Annotated in this window: 14 protein-coding genes and 1 riboswitch; of the genes, 8 read left to right on the top strand and 6 right to left on the bottom strand. The window is 66.7% G+C overall.

Going from position 1 to position 14,069, the window contains the following annotated elements:
- Positions 1 to 26: 26 nt before the first annotated feature.
- Positions 27 to 698 (bottom strand): RadC family protein, encoded by a 672-nt coding sequence (gene radC, locus ACLBKS_RS06730; protein ID WP_410192028.1) that lies wholly within the window; start codon positions 696 to 698, stop codon positions 27 to 29.
- Between the two features lie 135 nt (positions 699 to 833).
- On the opposite strand from radC, the gene ACLBKS_RS06735 reads away from it, so the two are divergent.
- The 6 genes from ACLBKS_RS06735 (at position 834) to ACLBKS_RS06760 (ending at position 6,909) form a co-directional block, all read left to right on the top strand.
- On the top strand, positions 834 to 1,283 hold the full coding sequence (locus ACLBKS_RS06735; RefSeq protein WP_410192029.1) for a peptidylprolyl isomerase: 450 nt from the start codon (positions 834 to 836) through the stop codon (positions 1,281 to 1,283).
- The gene (gene ispH / locus ACLBKS_RS06740; RefSeq protein WP_410192030.1) at positions 1,283 to 2,245 is read left to right on the top strand and encodes a 4-hydroxy-3-methylbut-2-enyl diphosphate reductase; all 963 of its coding nucleotides are present in this window, start codon (positions 1,283 to 1,285) and stop codon (positions 2,243 to 2,245) included. The genes ACLBKS_RS06735 and ispH overlap by 1 nt, the downstream gene beginning before the upstream one ends.
- A 492-nt stretch (positions 2,246 to 2,737) precedes the next feature.
- Positions 2,738 to 4,057 (top strand): serine--tRNA ligase, encoded by a 1,320-nt coding sequence (gene serS, locus ACLBKS_RS06745; RefSeq protein ID WP_410192031.1) that lies wholly within the window; start codon positions 2,738 to 2,740, stop codon positions 4,055 to 4,057.
- Positions 4,058 to 4,323: 266 nt separating this feature from the next.
- Positions 4,324 to 4,884 carry a peroxiredoxin gene (locus ACLBKS_RS06750; protein ID WP_410192032.1) on the top strand — a complete coding sequence of 187 codons (561 nt, stop codon included), beginning with the start codon at positions 4,324 to 4,326 and terminating at the stop codon, positions 4,882 to 4,884.
- A 19-nt stretch (positions 4,885 to 4,903) separates the two neighbouring features.
- Entirely contained in the window at positions 4,904 to 5,581 is a 678-nt protein-coding gene (locus ACLBKS_RS06755) for a response regulator (protein ID WP_410192033.1), read from the top strand.
- Complete coding sequence (locus ACLBKS_RS06760) at positions 5,578 to 6,909, top strand: ATP-binding protein (protein WP_410192034.1); 1,332 nt, start codon at positions 5,578 to 5,580, stop codon at positions 6,907 to 6,909. The genes ACLBKS_RS06755 and ACLBKS_RS06760 overlap by 4 nt, the downstream gene beginning before the upstream one ends.
- Before the next feature lie 70 nt (positions 6,910 to 6,979).
- On the opposite strand, the gene ACLBKS_RS06765 is transcribed toward ACLBKS_RS06760, so the two are convergent.
- The 5 genes from ACLBKS_RS06765 to ACLBKS_RS06785 are packed head-to-tail and all read right to left on the bottom strand — an operon-like array spanning position 6,980 to position 11,256.
- Complete coding sequence (locus tag ACLBKS_RS06765; protein WP_410192035.1) at positions 6,980 to 7,681, bottom strand: hypothetical protein; 702 nt, start codon at positions 7,679 to 7,681, stop codon at positions 6,980 to 6,982.
- Positions 7,678 to 8,466, bottom strand: coding sequence for an SDR family oxidoreductase (locus ACLBKS_RS06770; protein WP_410192036.1), 789 nt, complete (start codon positions 8,464 to 8,466; stop codon positions 7,678 to 7,680). Before ACLBKS_RS06770 ends, ACLBKS_RS06765 begins: the two co-directional genes overlap by 4 nt.
- The gene (locus tag ACLBKS_RS06775; protein WP_410192037.1) at positions 8,463 to 9,173 is read right to left on the bottom strand and encodes a TenA family transcriptional regulator; all 711 of its coding nucleotides are present in this window, start codon (positions 9,171 to 9,173) and stop codon (positions 8,463 to 8,465) included. The genes ACLBKS_RS06770 and ACLBKS_RS06775 overlap by 4 nt, the downstream gene beginning before the upstream one ends.
- Before the next feature lie 11 nt (positions 9,174 to 9,184).
- Positions 9,185 to 10,624 carry an AMP-binding protein gene (locus ACLBKS_RS06780; RefSeq protein ID WP_410192038.1) on the bottom strand — a complete coding sequence of 480 codons (1,440 nt, stop codon included), beginning with the start codon at positions 10,622 to 10,624 and terminating at the stop codon, positions 9,185 to 9,187.
- Positions 10,621 to 11,256, bottom strand: coding sequence for a thermostable hemolysin (locus ACLBKS_RS06785; RefSeq protein ID WP_410192039.1), 636 nt, complete (start codon positions 11,254 to 11,256; stop codon positions 10,621 to 10,623). Before ACLBKS_RS06785 ends, ACLBKS_RS06780 begins: the two co-directional genes overlap by 4 nt.
- 134 nt (positions 11,257 to 11,390) lie before the next feature.
- Positions 11,391 to 11,486: riboswitch (glycine riboswitch) on the top strand.
- 187 nt (positions 11,487 to 11,673) lie between these two features.
- On the opposite strand from ACLBKS_RS06785, the gene ACLBKS_RS06790 reads away from it, so the two are divergent.
- Both ACLBKS_RS06790 and tal read left to right on the top strand, forming a co-directional pair.
- Positions 11,674 to 12,930: a D-amino acid dehydrogenase gene (locus ACLBKS_RS06790; RefSeq protein ID WP_410192040.1), complete on the top strand. Its 1,257-nt coding sequence runs from the start codon at positions 11,674 to 11,676 to the stop codon at positions 12,928 to 12,930.
- Between the two features lie 152 nt (positions 12,931 to 13,082).
- Positions 13,083 to 14,030, top strand: a complete 948-nt coding sequence (tal, locus tag ACLBKS_RS06795; protein WP_410192041.1) for a transaldolase — start codon at positions 13,083 to 13,085, stop codon at positions 14,028 to 14,030.
- The last annotated feature ends 39 nt before the right edge of the window (positions 14,031 to 14,069 follow it).

The raw sequence follows: 14,069 nt of genomic DNA on the forward strand, positions 1-14,069 counted from the left end.
TTGCAGGTACACCCAGGCCGCTGGTGTTACAGCAGCCCTCGCTCCGCCATCGACAGCGCCTGCCCGGGCGCGACGATCACGTGGTCCAGCACGCGCACATCCACCAGGGCCAGGGCGTTTTGCAAGCTGCGCGTCAGCAGTTCGTCCGCGCGCGAGGGCAACACGCTGCCGCTGGGGTGGTTGTGCGCCAGCACCACGGCCGCGGCATGGTGGTGCAGGGCGCGCAGCACCACCTCGCGGGGGTAGACGCTGGTTTGCGCCAGGGTGCCGCGAAACAGCTCTTCCAACGCGAGCAGGCGGTGCTGGCTGTCCAGCATGAGCACGGCGAAGCATTCGTGGGGCTTGGCCGCGAGGTGCAGTTGCAGGTAATGCTTGACGGCCTCGGGCGTGTCCAGCGTCGAGCGGGCCCGCAGTTGCTGCGCCAGCGCGCGGCGGGCCAGCTCCAGCACCGCTTGCAGCTCGGCGCGCTTGGCCGGCCCCAGGCCCTTGACCTGCTGCAAGGACTCCCCCCCGCTTTGCAGCAGACCGGCGACGCCGTCAAAAGCGTCCAGCAAATCCTGCGCGAGTTGCAGAACGCCCTTGCCCGCGATGCCGGTGCGCAGCAGCAGGGCCAGCAATTCGGTGTCGGAGAGAGCGCCAGGCCCGCGCGCCAGGAGTTTTTCGCGTGGGCGGGATTCGGTCGGCAAGTCTTTGACCATGGGGTGGGTATTCGGGGGCGGGTGAGGCTGTGAGGGCGTTCGCTTTCTACAATGTCGGGTTGGGCGCGGCCAGGGGCTTGACCTTTTGCGTCCCCGCCTTTTCAGTCTTCCACTTTTCAACCGGCAGGTTTTTTCATGAGCGCCACGCCCGCGCGGGTTGTCCCCGGCTCCTTTTTGACGTTGCATTACCGTCTGGCGGGTCCGGCGGGTGATGTCGTCAACACCTTCGGCGGCAAGCCCGCCACGCTGACCATTGGCTCCGGTGAGCTTGCGCCTGCCATTGAGGAAGCGCTGATGGGGCTGGAGGAGGGCGTGCACACGCAGTTGAATCTTCCAGCCGGTGTGTATGGCGAGAAGAACCCAGACATGCAGCAATGGCTGTCACGCAAGGAGTTGCGCGAGTTGGGGGACCCGAACGAGGAATACCGCGTGGGCGATGTGGTGCAGTTCCCCACGCCCGATCGGCAGGGGCAGTTCGGCGGTGTGGTGGTGCAGACGGGTGAGCAGGCTGTGCTGTTCGACTTCAACCATCCGCTGGCGGGCCAGCCGGTGACGTTCGAAGTGCAACTGATTGGTGTGTTGTGATGGGTGCAATGAACGTGGGAACTTTCATGGACGCGAATGCGCAAATCCTTTTGGCCGAGCCCCGTGGTTTCTGCGCCGGCGTGGACCGAGCCATCGAAATCGTGGAGCGGGCATTGGCCAAGTTCGGTCGGCCGATCTACGTGCGGCATGAGATCGTGCACAACACCTATGTCGTGAACGACCTCAAGGCCAAGGGCGCGATCTTCATCGAAGAGCTTGACGATGTGCCGCCGGGCGCCACTCTGGTGTTTTCCGCTCACGGGGTCAGCCGGGCCGTGCAGCGTGAGGCCGAGCGGCGGGGTTTCCAGATCTTCGACGCCACCTGTCCGCTGGTGACCAAGGTGCATGTGGAGGTGGCCAAGCTGCACAAGGAAGGCTACGAGTTCATCATGATCGGCCACAAGGGGCACCCCGAGGTCGAAGGCACGATGGGGCAGCTCGACAGTGGCATCCACTTGGTGGAGGACGAGGCCGACGTGGCACGCGTGCAGCCTGCGCAGAGCGAGAAGCTTGCGGTGGTGACGCAGACCACGCTGTCGGTGGACGATGCGGCGGGCATCCTGGCGGCGGTGAAGGCGCGCTTCCCGCAGGTGCGTGAACCCAAGCAGCAGGACATCTGCTACGCGACCCAGAACCGGCAGGATGCGGTGAAGGTGCTCAGCGGCCAGGTGGACGTGCTGGTGGTGGTGGGCAGTCCGACCAGTTCCAACAGCAATCGCCTGCGCGAGGTGGCGCACAAGCGCGGCGTGGCCGCCTACATGGTGGACAACGCCGATGAACTGCAGGCCGCTTGGTTCGAAGGCAAAAGTCGTGTCGGCCTGACGGCGGGTGCGTCTGCGCCGGAAATCCTGGTGCAGCAGGTGATCGAGCGCATCAAGGCTTTGGGCGCGGTGTCGGTGCGCAAGATGGAGGGGGTGGAGGAGACGGTGAAGTTTCCTTTGCCTAAGGGGTTGAAGGCCTGATTTTTTGTGTTGCCGTCTTCGTGGGTGGCGGCGGCACGCGAGTTGGGCCTGGGGGCCGGGGCGCTCATGCGGGGGTGGTCGGCTGCGCCGACTTCGCATTGGCCAGGCCTTGAAGTCCTGTCCGGCATAACTCGCTGCGCGCCGTTGGCGCTTCGCTCAGACACGATGCCGGAAATCAGATCACGAAGCGACGCTCACTTCGTGTAGCGTCGCAACGGCCTTCAAGACCTGGCCGATGCCACCCCCGAAATCGCGCCCCGGCCCCCAGGCCCAACTCGCTAGGGCAGCAGGGTTGGTGGCCTATTCGTCGAGTGCCAAGCATCGGGATCGAGCAGGCGTGCGGGCAGGGGGCGAACCCGCCGATTTCGATTTTGCGTTCAGCAAAATCACATGAGGCGTGGTCGCCCCCTGCCCGTGCGCCTGCGGTCGCCAAAAGCGCATCCCAGCAATCTGATCGTGAGTGAACGCGCCCCCCTACAATCCACCCCCATCATGCTAGACCTCAACCTGCTCCGCAAAGACCTCGACGGCGTGCTGGCCCGTCTGGAAACCCGCAAGAAGCCGCAGCCCTACCTGGACGCCGCCCAGTTCCGCGCCCTCGAAGCCGAGCGCAAGACCTTGCAGACCCGCACCGAGGAACTGCAAGGCAAGCGCAACAGCCTGAGCAAGCAGATCGGCGCCCTCATGGGGCAGGGCAAGAAGGACGAGGCCGAGGCTGCGAAGGCCGAGGTCAACGCGCTCAAGGGCGAGCTTGACACCTCCGCCGCGCGGCTGGAACAGATCCAGGAACAGATGCAGGCCCTGCTGCTGGCCGTGCCCAACCTGCCGCACGAGAGCGTGCCCGTGGGTTCCGACGAGCACGGCAATGTGGTCGTGCGCACTTGGGGCGAACCGAAGAAGTACGACTTCGCCGTCAAGGACCACGTGGACCTGGGTGAACCGCTGGGCCTGGACTTCGACACGGGCGCCAAGCTGACTGGCGCGCGCTTCACGGTCATGAAAGGCCAGATCGCCCGCTTGCACCGCGCGCTCGCTCAGTTCATGCTCGACGTGCAGACGCAGCAGCACGGCTATACGGAGTGCTACACGCCTTACATCGTCAACGGCGACACGCTGCGCGGCACGGGCCAGTTGCCCAAGTTCGAGGAAGACCTCTTCGCCGCCAAGAAAGGCGGGCAGGAGGGCGAGGCCGAGAACGTGTCGCTCTACCTCATCCCCACCAGCGAAGTGACGCTGACCAACTTCGTGCGCGACGAGATCGTGGCCGAGGCGGACCTGCCCATCAAGCTGACCGCCCACACCCCTTGCTTCCGCTCGGAAGCGGGCAGCTATGGCCGCGACACCCGCGGCATGATCCGCCAGCACCAGTTCGACAAGGTCGAGATGGTGCAGATCGTGCATCCCGACAAGAGCTATGAAGCGCTGGAAGAAATGACCCGCCATGCCGAGGCCATCCTGCAAAAGCTGGGCCTGCCCTACCGCGTGATGAGCCTGTGCACGGGCGACATGGGCTTTGGCGCTGCCAAGACCTATGACTTGGAAGTGTGGTTGCCCGCGCAGAACACCTACCGCGAGATCAGCTCGGTTTCCAACTGCGAAGCCTTCCAGGCCCGTCGCCTGCAGGCCCGCTACAAAAACGCCCAGGGCAAGAACGAGCTCTTGCACACCCTCAACGGCTCTGGCCTCGCCGTTGGCCGCGCCCTCGTCGCCGTCCTGGAAAATTATCAACGCGCGGACGGCACCGTCGAGGTGCCGGACGCACTCCGCCCTTACATGGGCGGAGTGTCGGTGCTTGCACCGACAGAGCGTTGATGATTTCAGTGCAGGCTCACTTCGCGCAGCGAAGTGAAGCGCAGCGGGCCGGAACTAAAACCCCCCATCCAGACGGCACCGTCGAGGTGCCGGACGCACTCCGCCCTTACATGGGCGGAGTGTCGGTGCTTGCGCCGACAGAGCGTTGATGATTTCAGTGCAGGCTCACTTCGTGCAGCGAAGGTAAGCGCAGCGGGCTGTGTGCCCAGTGTCTTGCGCTCCGGTATAAAGCGGACCAACCGGTCCCAGGCCGAAGGAGCGCCACCATGAACTCACGACTGCGTCGCAGCCTCTGTTTCGCTGCGCCGTCCCTGCTGCTGGCGCGCGCCGCCACAGCAGCCGACACCTTGGCCCCCGGTCAGCCGGCGCCGGATTTCTCCTTGCCAGACCAGGACGGTCAGACCCGCCGCCTGGCGGAGTGGCGCGGCAAATGGCTGGTGCTGTACTTCTACCCCAAGAACGACACGCCGGGTTGCACCACGGAGGCCTGCAACTTCCGTGACGATTGGCTGCAGCTGCAAGAGCTGGGCGCCCAGGTCGTGGGGGTGAGCGTGGACACCAGCGCCTCGCACGCGGCCTTCGCGCAGAAGTACAAGCTGCCGTTCCCCTTGCTCGCCGATGCGCGCGGCGAGGTCGCGGCCCGCTACGGCGCGCTGTCCGACTGGATGGTCGTCAAGATGGCCAAGCGTCAAACCTTCATCATCGACCCCCAGGGGCGCATCGCCCGCATCTACCGCACGGTCGATGCCGAACAGCATTCGGCCCAGGTGGTGGCCGATCTACGGCGCCTGCGGTCCCAGCCTCCGACCGGCGCAACGCCGACCTGAACCCTCCGAAAGGTTGACCGTGCGTCTGCTCATTCTGGAAGACGATCCTCAATTGGGCGAGGCCCTCAGCGGCGGCTTGCGTCAGCAGGGCCACGTGGTGGACTGGTTCACCTCCGGTCCGCCCGCCGACGCGGCCTTGCGCGACACGGCCTACGACGCCCTGGTGCTGGACTTGGGGCTTCCTGGCACCGATGGCCTGGTGTGGCTGCGCCGCTGGCGCCAGGGCGGCTTGGCCCTTCCCGTGTTGGTGCTGACCGCGCGCGACACGCTGGAGCAACGCATCGAAGGACTGGATCTGGGCGCGGACGATTACCTCATCAAGCCGATCGCGCTCGACGAATTGGCTGCGCGCTTGCGCGCCATGCTGCGCCGCGCCACCGGTCGCGCCACCCAGGCTGAATGGGTGCATGGTGATTTGCGCTACGACCCCGCCAGCAAGCAGGTGCGCTGGAAAGACAAGCCCGTTGAACTGACGGGCCGTGAGATCGCGCTGCTGGAAGTGCTGCTCAAGAACCCGCAGCGCGTGCTGTCCAAGAACCAGTTGCTGGAGCAACTCTACGACTGGGGCGGCGGTGAACCCGAGAGCAATGCCTTGGAGGTGCACATCCACCACCTGCGCCGCAAGATCGCGCCCGGCGTGGTGCGCACCGTTCGGGGTCTCGGCTACGCCTTGGGCGCCGCGGAGGGTGAGGCATGAGTCTGCGCCGTCGCCTGCTGCTTTACTTGCTGATTTGCGCGCCCGTGGTATGGCTGCTTGCGCTGACGGCGTCGTTCTTGCAGGCCCGCAGCGAAGTCAACGAACTCTATGACACCGAGTTGATCCGTTTCACGCGGCAGGTGCAGCTCACCTTGATCGGTGTCAACGCCAGTGGGGGCACGGGGACCATGCCGGATTCGCCCGTGCGCGGACAAGCGGATTTGGATTCCCTGGCCATCGTGGTCTGGGACCGTGACGGTCAAGTCTTGCTGGCCGATCGCGAGGGCGCGCAATTGCCCTTGCGGCCCGACGGCGCGGGGTTCATTGATCTGGAGCTGAACCAGGAAGCGTGGCGAGCGTATTACTTGCAGTCGGCGGACGGCCGCTGGCTGGTGGCTGCGGGCCAGAGCCTGCACGAGCGCGATGAGTTGGTCTATGGCCTGATCGGTAGCCAGTTGCTGCCTTGGCTGGTGATGCTGCCCATTCTCTTGGTGGCCATGGGCTGGGCCGTGCGCCAGGCGCTGGCGCCCGTGCGCGCCTTGACCGACGAGCTGGGACGGCGCGGCGCCGACGAACTGAAGCCCTTGCCCGCGCGGGACGCGCCCGTGGAGCTGCGTCCGATGCTGGAGGCCATGAATGGCCTGTTCGAGCGCATCACCGCGACCTTGGCGCGCGAGCGCCGCTTCACGGCCGACGCCGCGCACGAATTGCGCACGCCTCTGGCCGTGCTCAGCGCTCAGTGGGATCGTTTGCGCGGTGCGCGTGAAAGCGATGAGCGCGAATACGCCATGCATGCTTTGCGCGCCGGCATCGACCGCATGGCTCGCTTGGTGGATCAGCTCTTGCGGCTGTCGAGGCTGGAGGCCGCCCAGGGCTTGCCGCACTCAGGTGAGTTGGATTGGCCGGAGATCGCGCGTCAGGCCATGAGCGAAGTGCTGCCCTTGGCCGAACGCAGACAAATTCAACTCGATTGCTTGTGGCCCGAGCCCCCCCAAGAGCCGCCGAGCTGGCCAGGCGATCCGAACCTGATGACTGTGCTGCTGCGCAATCTGTTGGACAACGCCACCCGGTATGCCCCGCAAGGCAGCACGGTCAGCCTGGGCTTTGAAGTGGACCGGCTGCGCGTGAGCAACGCAGGTCCGGCGCTGTCGCACGAGCTGCTGGCCCGCCTGGGCGAACGTTTCCATCGTCCCGAGGGTCAGGCCGAGAGTGGCAGTGGGCTGGGCGTCTCGATCGCCCGGCGCATCGCTGAGCTGCATGGCTTGACCCTGAGCTACGGCGCGCTTGCCGATGGCACCGGCGTGGAGGTCGTGCTGGCCCGGACTTGAGGTGGACCACCGACCACCAGGGTGGATGAGGCCTGATCAAGGGCGGAGCGGGAAGCAAACCCGCCTCGGGTCAGTTGGCCCGAGCCTTGATCATCAGGGCGCGGATTTCTTCGCGGCGGCCAGTGTCAGCAATCTGACGGCCAGGGCGGGCCGGCGCCTGCAAGGCACGCTCCAGATAGCTGATGCCCTCGACCTTGCGCTTGTTCTCGATGAGGAATTCACCGTAGAAGAAGTTCGCGTCGATGGCCGTCGGGTTGATTTCCAAGGCCTTCTTCAGCAGGGTCTCGGCCTTGGCTTTGTCACCAAAACCCAGGGGCCAGCCCGGCACCTTGTAGTACAGCACGCCCAGGCTGCCGTAGGCGGAGCCATCGAGTACTTGTCCGTCGATGGCGATGGCCTGTTCGTAGAGCGCTTTGGCCTGCTTGACCAGGCTGAGCGCACCCAGACCGCCTTTTTCTCCGGCCAGCGAGCTCACGATGATGCCTTCCCATATCAGCGGTTCGCTGCGACCGGCGAAGCTCGCACTGACTTGGTGGGCTTTCTGGGCCAAAGTCTCAAAAAGCTTGGCACGTTCCGAGACCGGCGTCTGGTAGCGGATCACTTCCCAGTCACGTTGCAGGTCGGCGACGGCCTCGTCCACCGTCGCCGCCCGCGCTGTGCCCAGGAACAGCAGCACGAAGGTCGCGAGCAGAGGGAAGAAGACTGCCGCGAGCGCGGCGCGGTTGACGCCAAGGCGAGGGGCGAGGCGCTCCATGTTCGGTTGGGTGTTCACGAGGTGGCTCCTTGGATGGGTTGTGTTTGGGTCTGGGTTTGATTGAGATGTCGGCGGTGTTTCTCGAAGCTGCCGTCGAGCAGGGGGCCGACGGCGCCGTTCAGTCGCGCGGCCAGCCGTTCGGGCCAGCCGATGTAGCGTTCGGCGGCCTCGTCACGGATCAGTCTGATCAAGGCCTGCGCCACAGTCTCGGGGCTGTCGCTGGCGGTGCCGGTCGCGCGGTTGTAGGCCTCGGCCTCGCCGCTGTTGAAGGCCGTGCGCGTGCTGCGCGGGGCCAGCAACTGGACGCGGACCGAGGTGTCCGACAGCTCACGCCGCAGCGATTCCGCGAAGCGGTGCACGCCAGCCTTGCTCGTCCCGTAGAGGCTGAAGCCCGGCAGACCGATGGCGCCCAGGGCCGAGCCGACGAAGACGATTTGCGCCTGGGGCTGGCGTTGCAACTGCGGCAGCAAGGCCTGGGTCAGCAGCATGGGCGCCAGCAGATTGGTCTGCAGCACCTGCTGCATGCGCGTGGCGTCCAGCGTCCGTAGCGCGCCGAAGCCCGCCTCGCCCGCTGCGTGCACGACCACGTTGATGTCGAGCGCTGCGCAGCGCTTGGCCACCTGTTCGATGTCGCTCGGATCGTTCAAGTCCGCCCGGACCCAGTGTTGACCGGGGGCACTGGCTTGCGGCGCGCGGCTCACGCCCAGCACTTGGGCGCCAGCTTGGCGCAAGGCTTGGTCCATGGTCGCGCCGATGCCGCCGCTGGCGCCGGTCAGCAGCACGCGTGCATTCTGGAGCTTCATGCCAGCACTCCTTGCGCGTGTTGCGCCGTCTTGGTGGCCGCGCCCGCCGCCGCTTGCGGCAGGGGCAGGCCGCGGAACACGTCACCGTAGAGTTTGAAGAAGGCCCGTGCGGCGTGCACGATGTCGGCTTGATCGGCCGGGTCTTCGATCTGGTCCATCAGCAGCGCGAAATGCGCCGTGTGCTCCTGATCCAGCGTGCCGTGCGAGCGCAGGTAACTGAAAGCACTGTCGGGCAGGCCCAGCGGTTTCTGAATGGCGTCGGCTGCTTGCAGCGCCAGGGCCACGCTGGTGCCTTCCAGCACGTGCACCATGCCGAAGAAGCCCAGGGGATTGCGGCGCGCGATGGTGTCGTAGGCGTAGGCGACCATCACCTCCGTGGCATGCGAGGGTTGACCGTGGCGCACTGCCTCGGCGTCACCGCCGCAGGCGCGGATGTCGTTGAGGATCCATTCGTCGTGGCCGACTTCTTCCTCGATGTATTCGTCCATCGCGTCGTTGAGCCAGGCGTGGTGCGCGGGCAAGGCCGCCTTGGCCGCGCGCAGCAGCGGCACGGTGTGCTTGACGTGGTGGTAGGCCTCGGTCAGGAAGGCGATATAGCTGGCCAGGGATACTTCGCCGCGCAGCAGCACGCCCTGGATGATGGGGGCGGCCAGCAGACCCAGGCGGGCGTGGGCGGTGTCGTTCAGGAGACGGTTGTGAAAGCTCATGGTGGAGGTCCTCAGGAAGTCAGGGTTTCGGGATGGAGGGCGCGCATGTCGCCATGCGCGTTCAGGATGGCGGCGCGTTGGGGGCGTCCGTTGGCGGTGGCGTAACCGGTTTGCGCGCTGAAGGCGCCACGGCCCCGGGTCCAGCGCGCCACCCGCGCGTAGTCGGGCAAGGAGGCGTTGGCCGCATCGACCGCGGCCTGCAGCGCGGCGTCCGGCAGGTCTTCTTGCAGTGGCCAAATCAAGGCCCACAGGCTGGGTTCGCCGTCGCCAAAGACCACGGCTTGGCGGATCACGGGCTGGCTGCCCAGCGCCGTTTCCACCCACTCCGGGGAAATGTTGCGTCCGTAGGCACTGATCAGCAGGTTCTTCTTGCGACCCTGGATGTGCACGTGGCCGTTCGCGTCGATGTGGCCCAGGTCGCCGCTGGGCCACCACTCGGGCGCCGGATGGGCATCACCCAGGTAACCCGCGAACAGGCTGCCCGCGACTTCGATCTCGCCGTCGGCGGCCACGCGCAGCCGCGCATGGGGCAGGGGGCGGCCCACGCTGCCCGCTTCCTGGGCACCGGGCAGATTCAAGGTTTGCACCGACGCGCCTTCGGACAGGCCATAGCCCTCGTAGGCGGGGATGCCCAGGGCCTGGGCGGCGGCGATCAGGGGGGCGCCGACAGCGGCACCGCCCACGGCGACGAACTTCAGGTTGGCGGGCGCGCGCTGGCCGGTCTGGCGCAGCAAGCCGACCCAGGCCCGCAGCATCTGCGGCAGCAAGATCATGCTGTCGGGCGCGTGGCGCAGCACCGACGCGTGGAAGGTCGCCACATCGAACTGCGAGGAGCCTTGCCAGCCCAGCTCGGCCAGCGGTGGCGTGATCAACAGCGCCCCTTGGCGGCGCGCCGCCATCTGGCCCGCCACGTTTTCCAGCAGCACGGCGAAGGGCAGCACGCTCAAGTGGCGCGTGATGCCCAGCGGGCCCAGAGCCTGAACCACGCCATCGGCCACGCGTTCCATGGCGGCCAGGCGCAGACAGACGCCCTTGGGCGCGCCAGTGCTGCCCGAGGTGTAGGTGATCTTGGCCGTGCCTGTGGGCATGGGCAGGCCGTGCGCGGGCAAGTGCGCCACGTTCAAGGATGAGCCAGCCACCTCCATGTCCTGCCAAGGCAGGACGGGCCACGCCGCGGCCGCGGCGGGCGCAGCCACCAGGGTGTCCACCCCGGCGGTTTGCAGCGCGTGCCGGATTTGCTCGGGCGTGAAGAAGGGCGGTAGCGGCACGTGCACGATGCCCGCCCCTGCGGCGGCTTCGTCCAGCACTGTGACGGCGGCGCCGTTGTCCAGCAGCGTGGCCAGCACCCGGGTGCCGGTGTAGCGCAGCGCCAGCTGTGTCGTGCGCACGGCCGTGCTCAGCTCGCCAGCGCTCCAGGCGCGCTGGCCGTCATGAAGAACGATGCCATTCATGACAGGCTCCAGCGGCGCGCGAGCGCGCGCAGGCCCAGGTCCAGGCGGCCTGCCACGACCACCGGGCGGTGGTCGTAGTAGCTGCCCCAATCGGCGGCGTCCGCGCCCAGCAGGGCCGGATCGGCCAGCCCCAGGGCCAGCGGCGTGATGCCCAGGCGCACGAAGAGGTGCTGCAGTTCCTGCGTGAGGGTGCTCACCACCCATTCGAGGTCCAGGCTGGCCAAGTGCGGCCCCATCAGGTGGATCAGGCGCTTGCCGGCGCCGGGCTGCACGGCCGAGAGGTGACCCACCTCGACGATGCGCGCGCGCGAGACGCTTGCGCAGGCATCCCGGCCCAGCAGTGCTTCCACCGGCTCGGACAGGTAGCGTTCCAGGAACAAGGGGCCGCTGTCCGCGACGCGGTAACCCGCGGCGGCGCTGATCTCGCCGGCCTCGTCGCGCAGGCTGATCAGCGTGGGCGCGAAATGCTGGACGCGGGCGCCATAACGATCCCGATAGACGTCATGGATGAAGCGCTCGACCTGCGGGCGTTCCTCGTCGTCCACCGGATGGACGGCGAGGTGGCGGCGGCCCGGGGGCAGGGCGGCGACCGAGAGACCGGTGAACGGGGGGTGGGAAGCCTGGGCCAGCATGTGCAATCCTTCGCGCAAGGCGCGTTGTTGGGATGGCGTGATGTTGGCGGCCGTGCCTTAAGCGCGAATTAAGTGCCCGATCGCGGCATCGATGGGGGCTTTGAGGCTAGAATTCGCCCCAGCCGCACCCGCGGCGCACTTGATCGGGAGAGACTGTCGCCACATCGTGCGACGGCGCCGAAGGAGCAACCGCCCCGGAAACTCTCAGGCAAAAGGACCGGTCCGGTATTTTTCGCACTCTGAAGAGCCACCGCGTTTCGTCAACGCGGTGCACCGCAGGAGCAAGCGCCCCAGCGTCCTTGAACGCCAGGCGGCGTGAATCTCTCAGGTTCCAAACAGAGGGGGCGCGCATGGCGCATGCGTTCCAAGCATGGGCATGTGTCGGCGCCTTTCTCAACGACGTTTGGAGTGCATTCCATGAAAACCATCGCCGTCATTGGCGCCGGCATCACCGGCGTCACCACCGCCTACGCCCTGTCGCTGCGTGGCTACTCAGTCACCCTGTTCGAACAAAACCGCTACGCGGCCATGGAGACGTCCTACGCCAACGGCGGGCAGCTCTCTGCCTCCAACGCCGAGGTGTGGAACCATCCTTCGACCATCCTCAAGGGGTTGAAGTGGATGCTCAAGGCCGACGCGCCCCTGCTGGTCAATCCCAAGCCGAGCTGGCACAAGTTCAGCTGGTTCGCCGAGTTCCTCTTCAACCTGGGCAAGTACCAACAGAACACGATCGAAACGACGCGCCTGGCCATCGCCGCGCGCCAGCACATGTTCGCCTGGGCCGAAGCCGAGGGCCTGGACTTCGACCTGAAGAAACAAGGCATCCTGCACATCTACCGCAGCAAGAAGGAATTCGACAACGCGGCCAAGGTGTCCAAGCTGTTGGCTGCCGGTGGGCTGGAACGCCGCCCCGTGACCCCCGAGGAAATGCGCGCCATCGAGCCCACGCTCGCGGGTGACTACCACGGTGGCTACTTCACCGAGAGTGACTCCACGGGTGACATTCACAAGTTCACCAACGGCCTGGCCGCCGCCGCCGAGCGCCGGGGGGTGAAGACCCTCTACGGCCAGGAAGTGCTGCGCCTGGACAGCGACGGACAGCGGGCTCGCGTGACGGTGCGCGCGGGCGAGGGCCAGGAAACCTTGACCTTTGACAGCTTGGTGGTGTGCGCGGGCGTCAAGAGCCGCGCCTTCGCTGCTCAACTGGGCGACCGGGTCAACATCTACCCGGTCAAGGGTTACTCTATCACCGTGAACCTGCAGGACGCAGCGAGCCAGGCCGCCGCGCCCAACGTCAGTCTGTTGGACGACGCTGCCAAGCTGGTGACCAGCCGTCTGGGTGCGGACCGCCTGCGCGTGGCGGGCACGGCCGAGTACAACGGCTACAACAAGGACATCCGCGCCGATCGCATCCGTCCGCTGGTGGACTGGGTGAACCAATGCTTCCCCGGCGTCAGCACGCGCCAGGTCACGCCCTGGGCCGGTCTGCGTCCCATGATGCCGGACATGATGCCCCGCGTGGGCCGCGGCCGCCGCGCCAATGTGTTCTACAACACAGGCCACGGTCACCTGGGTTGGACCCTCTGCGCCGTGACGGCCGACATGGTGGCCGAGGTCGTGCAGCACAGCGGTGGCGCCGTGAGCAGGGGTGCCACCGCGCTGAAGACGGCCTGAGAGCCTGAACGCATGAAGCTGGGATGGCCCGCATGCCATCCCCCGAACGGGCGCCCCGTGGCCCATGGGGCGCCTGTTTTCGTTTCTGGGAGCAGCGAGGGAACCATGCCCGTGTCCAAGGGTCACGCGCCGAGGCCATAATGAGCCCCGCCATGAACCAACTCGAAGCCCTGCGACAGTACACCGTGGTGGTGGCCGACACCGGAGACTTCCGCCAGCTCGCCGCCTACGCGCCCCAGGACGCGACCACCAACCCCTCCCTCATCCTCAAGGCGGTGCAAAAGCCTGACTACGCGCCGCTGCTCAAGGACACCGTGACGCGGCACCCCGGTCGGCCGATGGACGAGATCGTCGATCGCCTGTTGGTGCGCTTCGGGCGGGAAATCCTGGCCCTGATCCCGGGCCGGGTGTCGACCGAGGTGGACGCCCGCCTCAGCTTTGACGCCGCCGCCACCGTGGCCCGTGCCCAGCGCATCCTCGCCCTGTACCGCGCCGAGGGCGTGGACACGCGGCGGGTGCTGATCAAGGTCGCCGCCACTTGGGAAGGCATCCAGGCCGCCGCCGCGCTGGAGCGCGAGGGCGTCCATACCAACCTGACCCTGCTGTTTTCCTTCGCCCAGGCCGTGGCCTGCGGGCAGGCCGGCGTGCGGCTGATCTCGCCCTTTGTGGGGCGCATCTACGACTGGTACAAGAAGAGCGCTGGCACTGCTTGGGACGAGGCGGCGAACGCGGGGCCCAACGATCCCGGCGTGCGCTCGGTGCGCCGCATCTTCGAGCACTACAAGCGCTTCGGCATCGCCACCGAGATCATGGGCGCGAGCTTTCGCAATGTCGGCCAGATCACGGCGCTGGCCGGGTGTGACCTGCTGACCATCGCGCCCGAGCTGCTGGCGCAACTCGCGGCCAGCCAGGCCCCGGTGACCCGCCAGCTCGACGCGACGGTAGCCCAGGCCATGGACCTGCCGCCCGTGCAGTACGACGAAGCGGGTTTCCGCTATGCGCTCAACGACGACGCGATGGCCACGGAGAAACTGGCCGAGGGCATCCGCGCCTTCGCCGTTGACGCGGTGAAGCTCGAGCAACTGATCCAGGCCGTTTGAAGCAAGACGGATTGACGCAAGAACGAGAGAAGGGACTTC

Source organism: Hylemonella sp. W303a, assembly GCF_046452315.1.
Classification (GTDB): Bacteria; Pseudomonadota; Gammaproteobacteria; order Burkholderiales; family Burkholderiaceae_C; genus Hylemonella.

Coding starts and splice junctions, on each gene's coding strand:
- radC (WP_410192028.1), bottom strand. CDS start 698: ATGGTCAAAGACTTGCCGACCGAATCCCGCCCACGCGAAAAACTCCTG.
- ACLBKS_RS06735 (WP_410192029.1), top strand. CDS start 834: ATGAGCGCCACGCCCGCGCGGGTTGTCCCCGGCTCCTTTTTGACGTTG.
- ispH (WP_410192030.1), top strand. CDS start 1,283: ATGGGTGCAATGAACGTGGGAACTTTCATGGACGCGAATGCGCAAATC.
- serS (WP_410192031.1), top strand. CDS start 2,738: ATGCTAGACCTCAACCTGCTCCGCAAAGACCTCGACGGCGTGCTGGCC.
- ACLBKS_RS06750 (WP_410192032.1), top strand. CDS start 4,324: ATGAACTCACGACTGCGTCGCAGCCTCTGTTTCGCTGCGCCGTCCCTG.
- ACLBKS_RS06760 (WP_410192034.1), top strand. CDS start 5,578: ATGAGTCTGCGCCGTCGCCTGCTGCTTTACTTGCTGATTTGCGCGCCC.
- ACLBKS_RS06770 (WP_410192036.1), bottom strand. CDS start 8,466: ATGAAGCTCCAGAATGCACGCGTGCTGCTGACCGGCGCCAGCGGCGGC.
- ACLBKS_RS06775 (WP_410192037.1), bottom strand. CDS start 9,173: ATGAGCTTTCACAACCGTCTCCTGAACGACACCGCCCACGCCCGCCTG.
- ACLBKS_RS06780 (WP_410192038.1), bottom strand. CDS start 10,624: ATGAATGGCATCGTTCTTCATGACGGCCAGCGCGCCTGGAGCGCTGGC.
- ACLBKS_RS06785 (WP_410192039.1), bottom strand. CDS start 11,256: ATGCTGGCCCAGGCTTCCCACCCCCCGTTCACCGGTCTCTCGGTCGCC.
- ACLBKS_RS06790 (WP_410192040.1), top strand. CDS start 11,674: ATGAAAACCATCGCCGTCATTGGCGCCGGCATCACCGGCGTCACCACC.
- tal (WP_410192041.1), top strand. CDS start 13,083: ATGAACCAACTCGAAGCCCTGCGACAGTACACCGTGGTGGTGGCCGAC.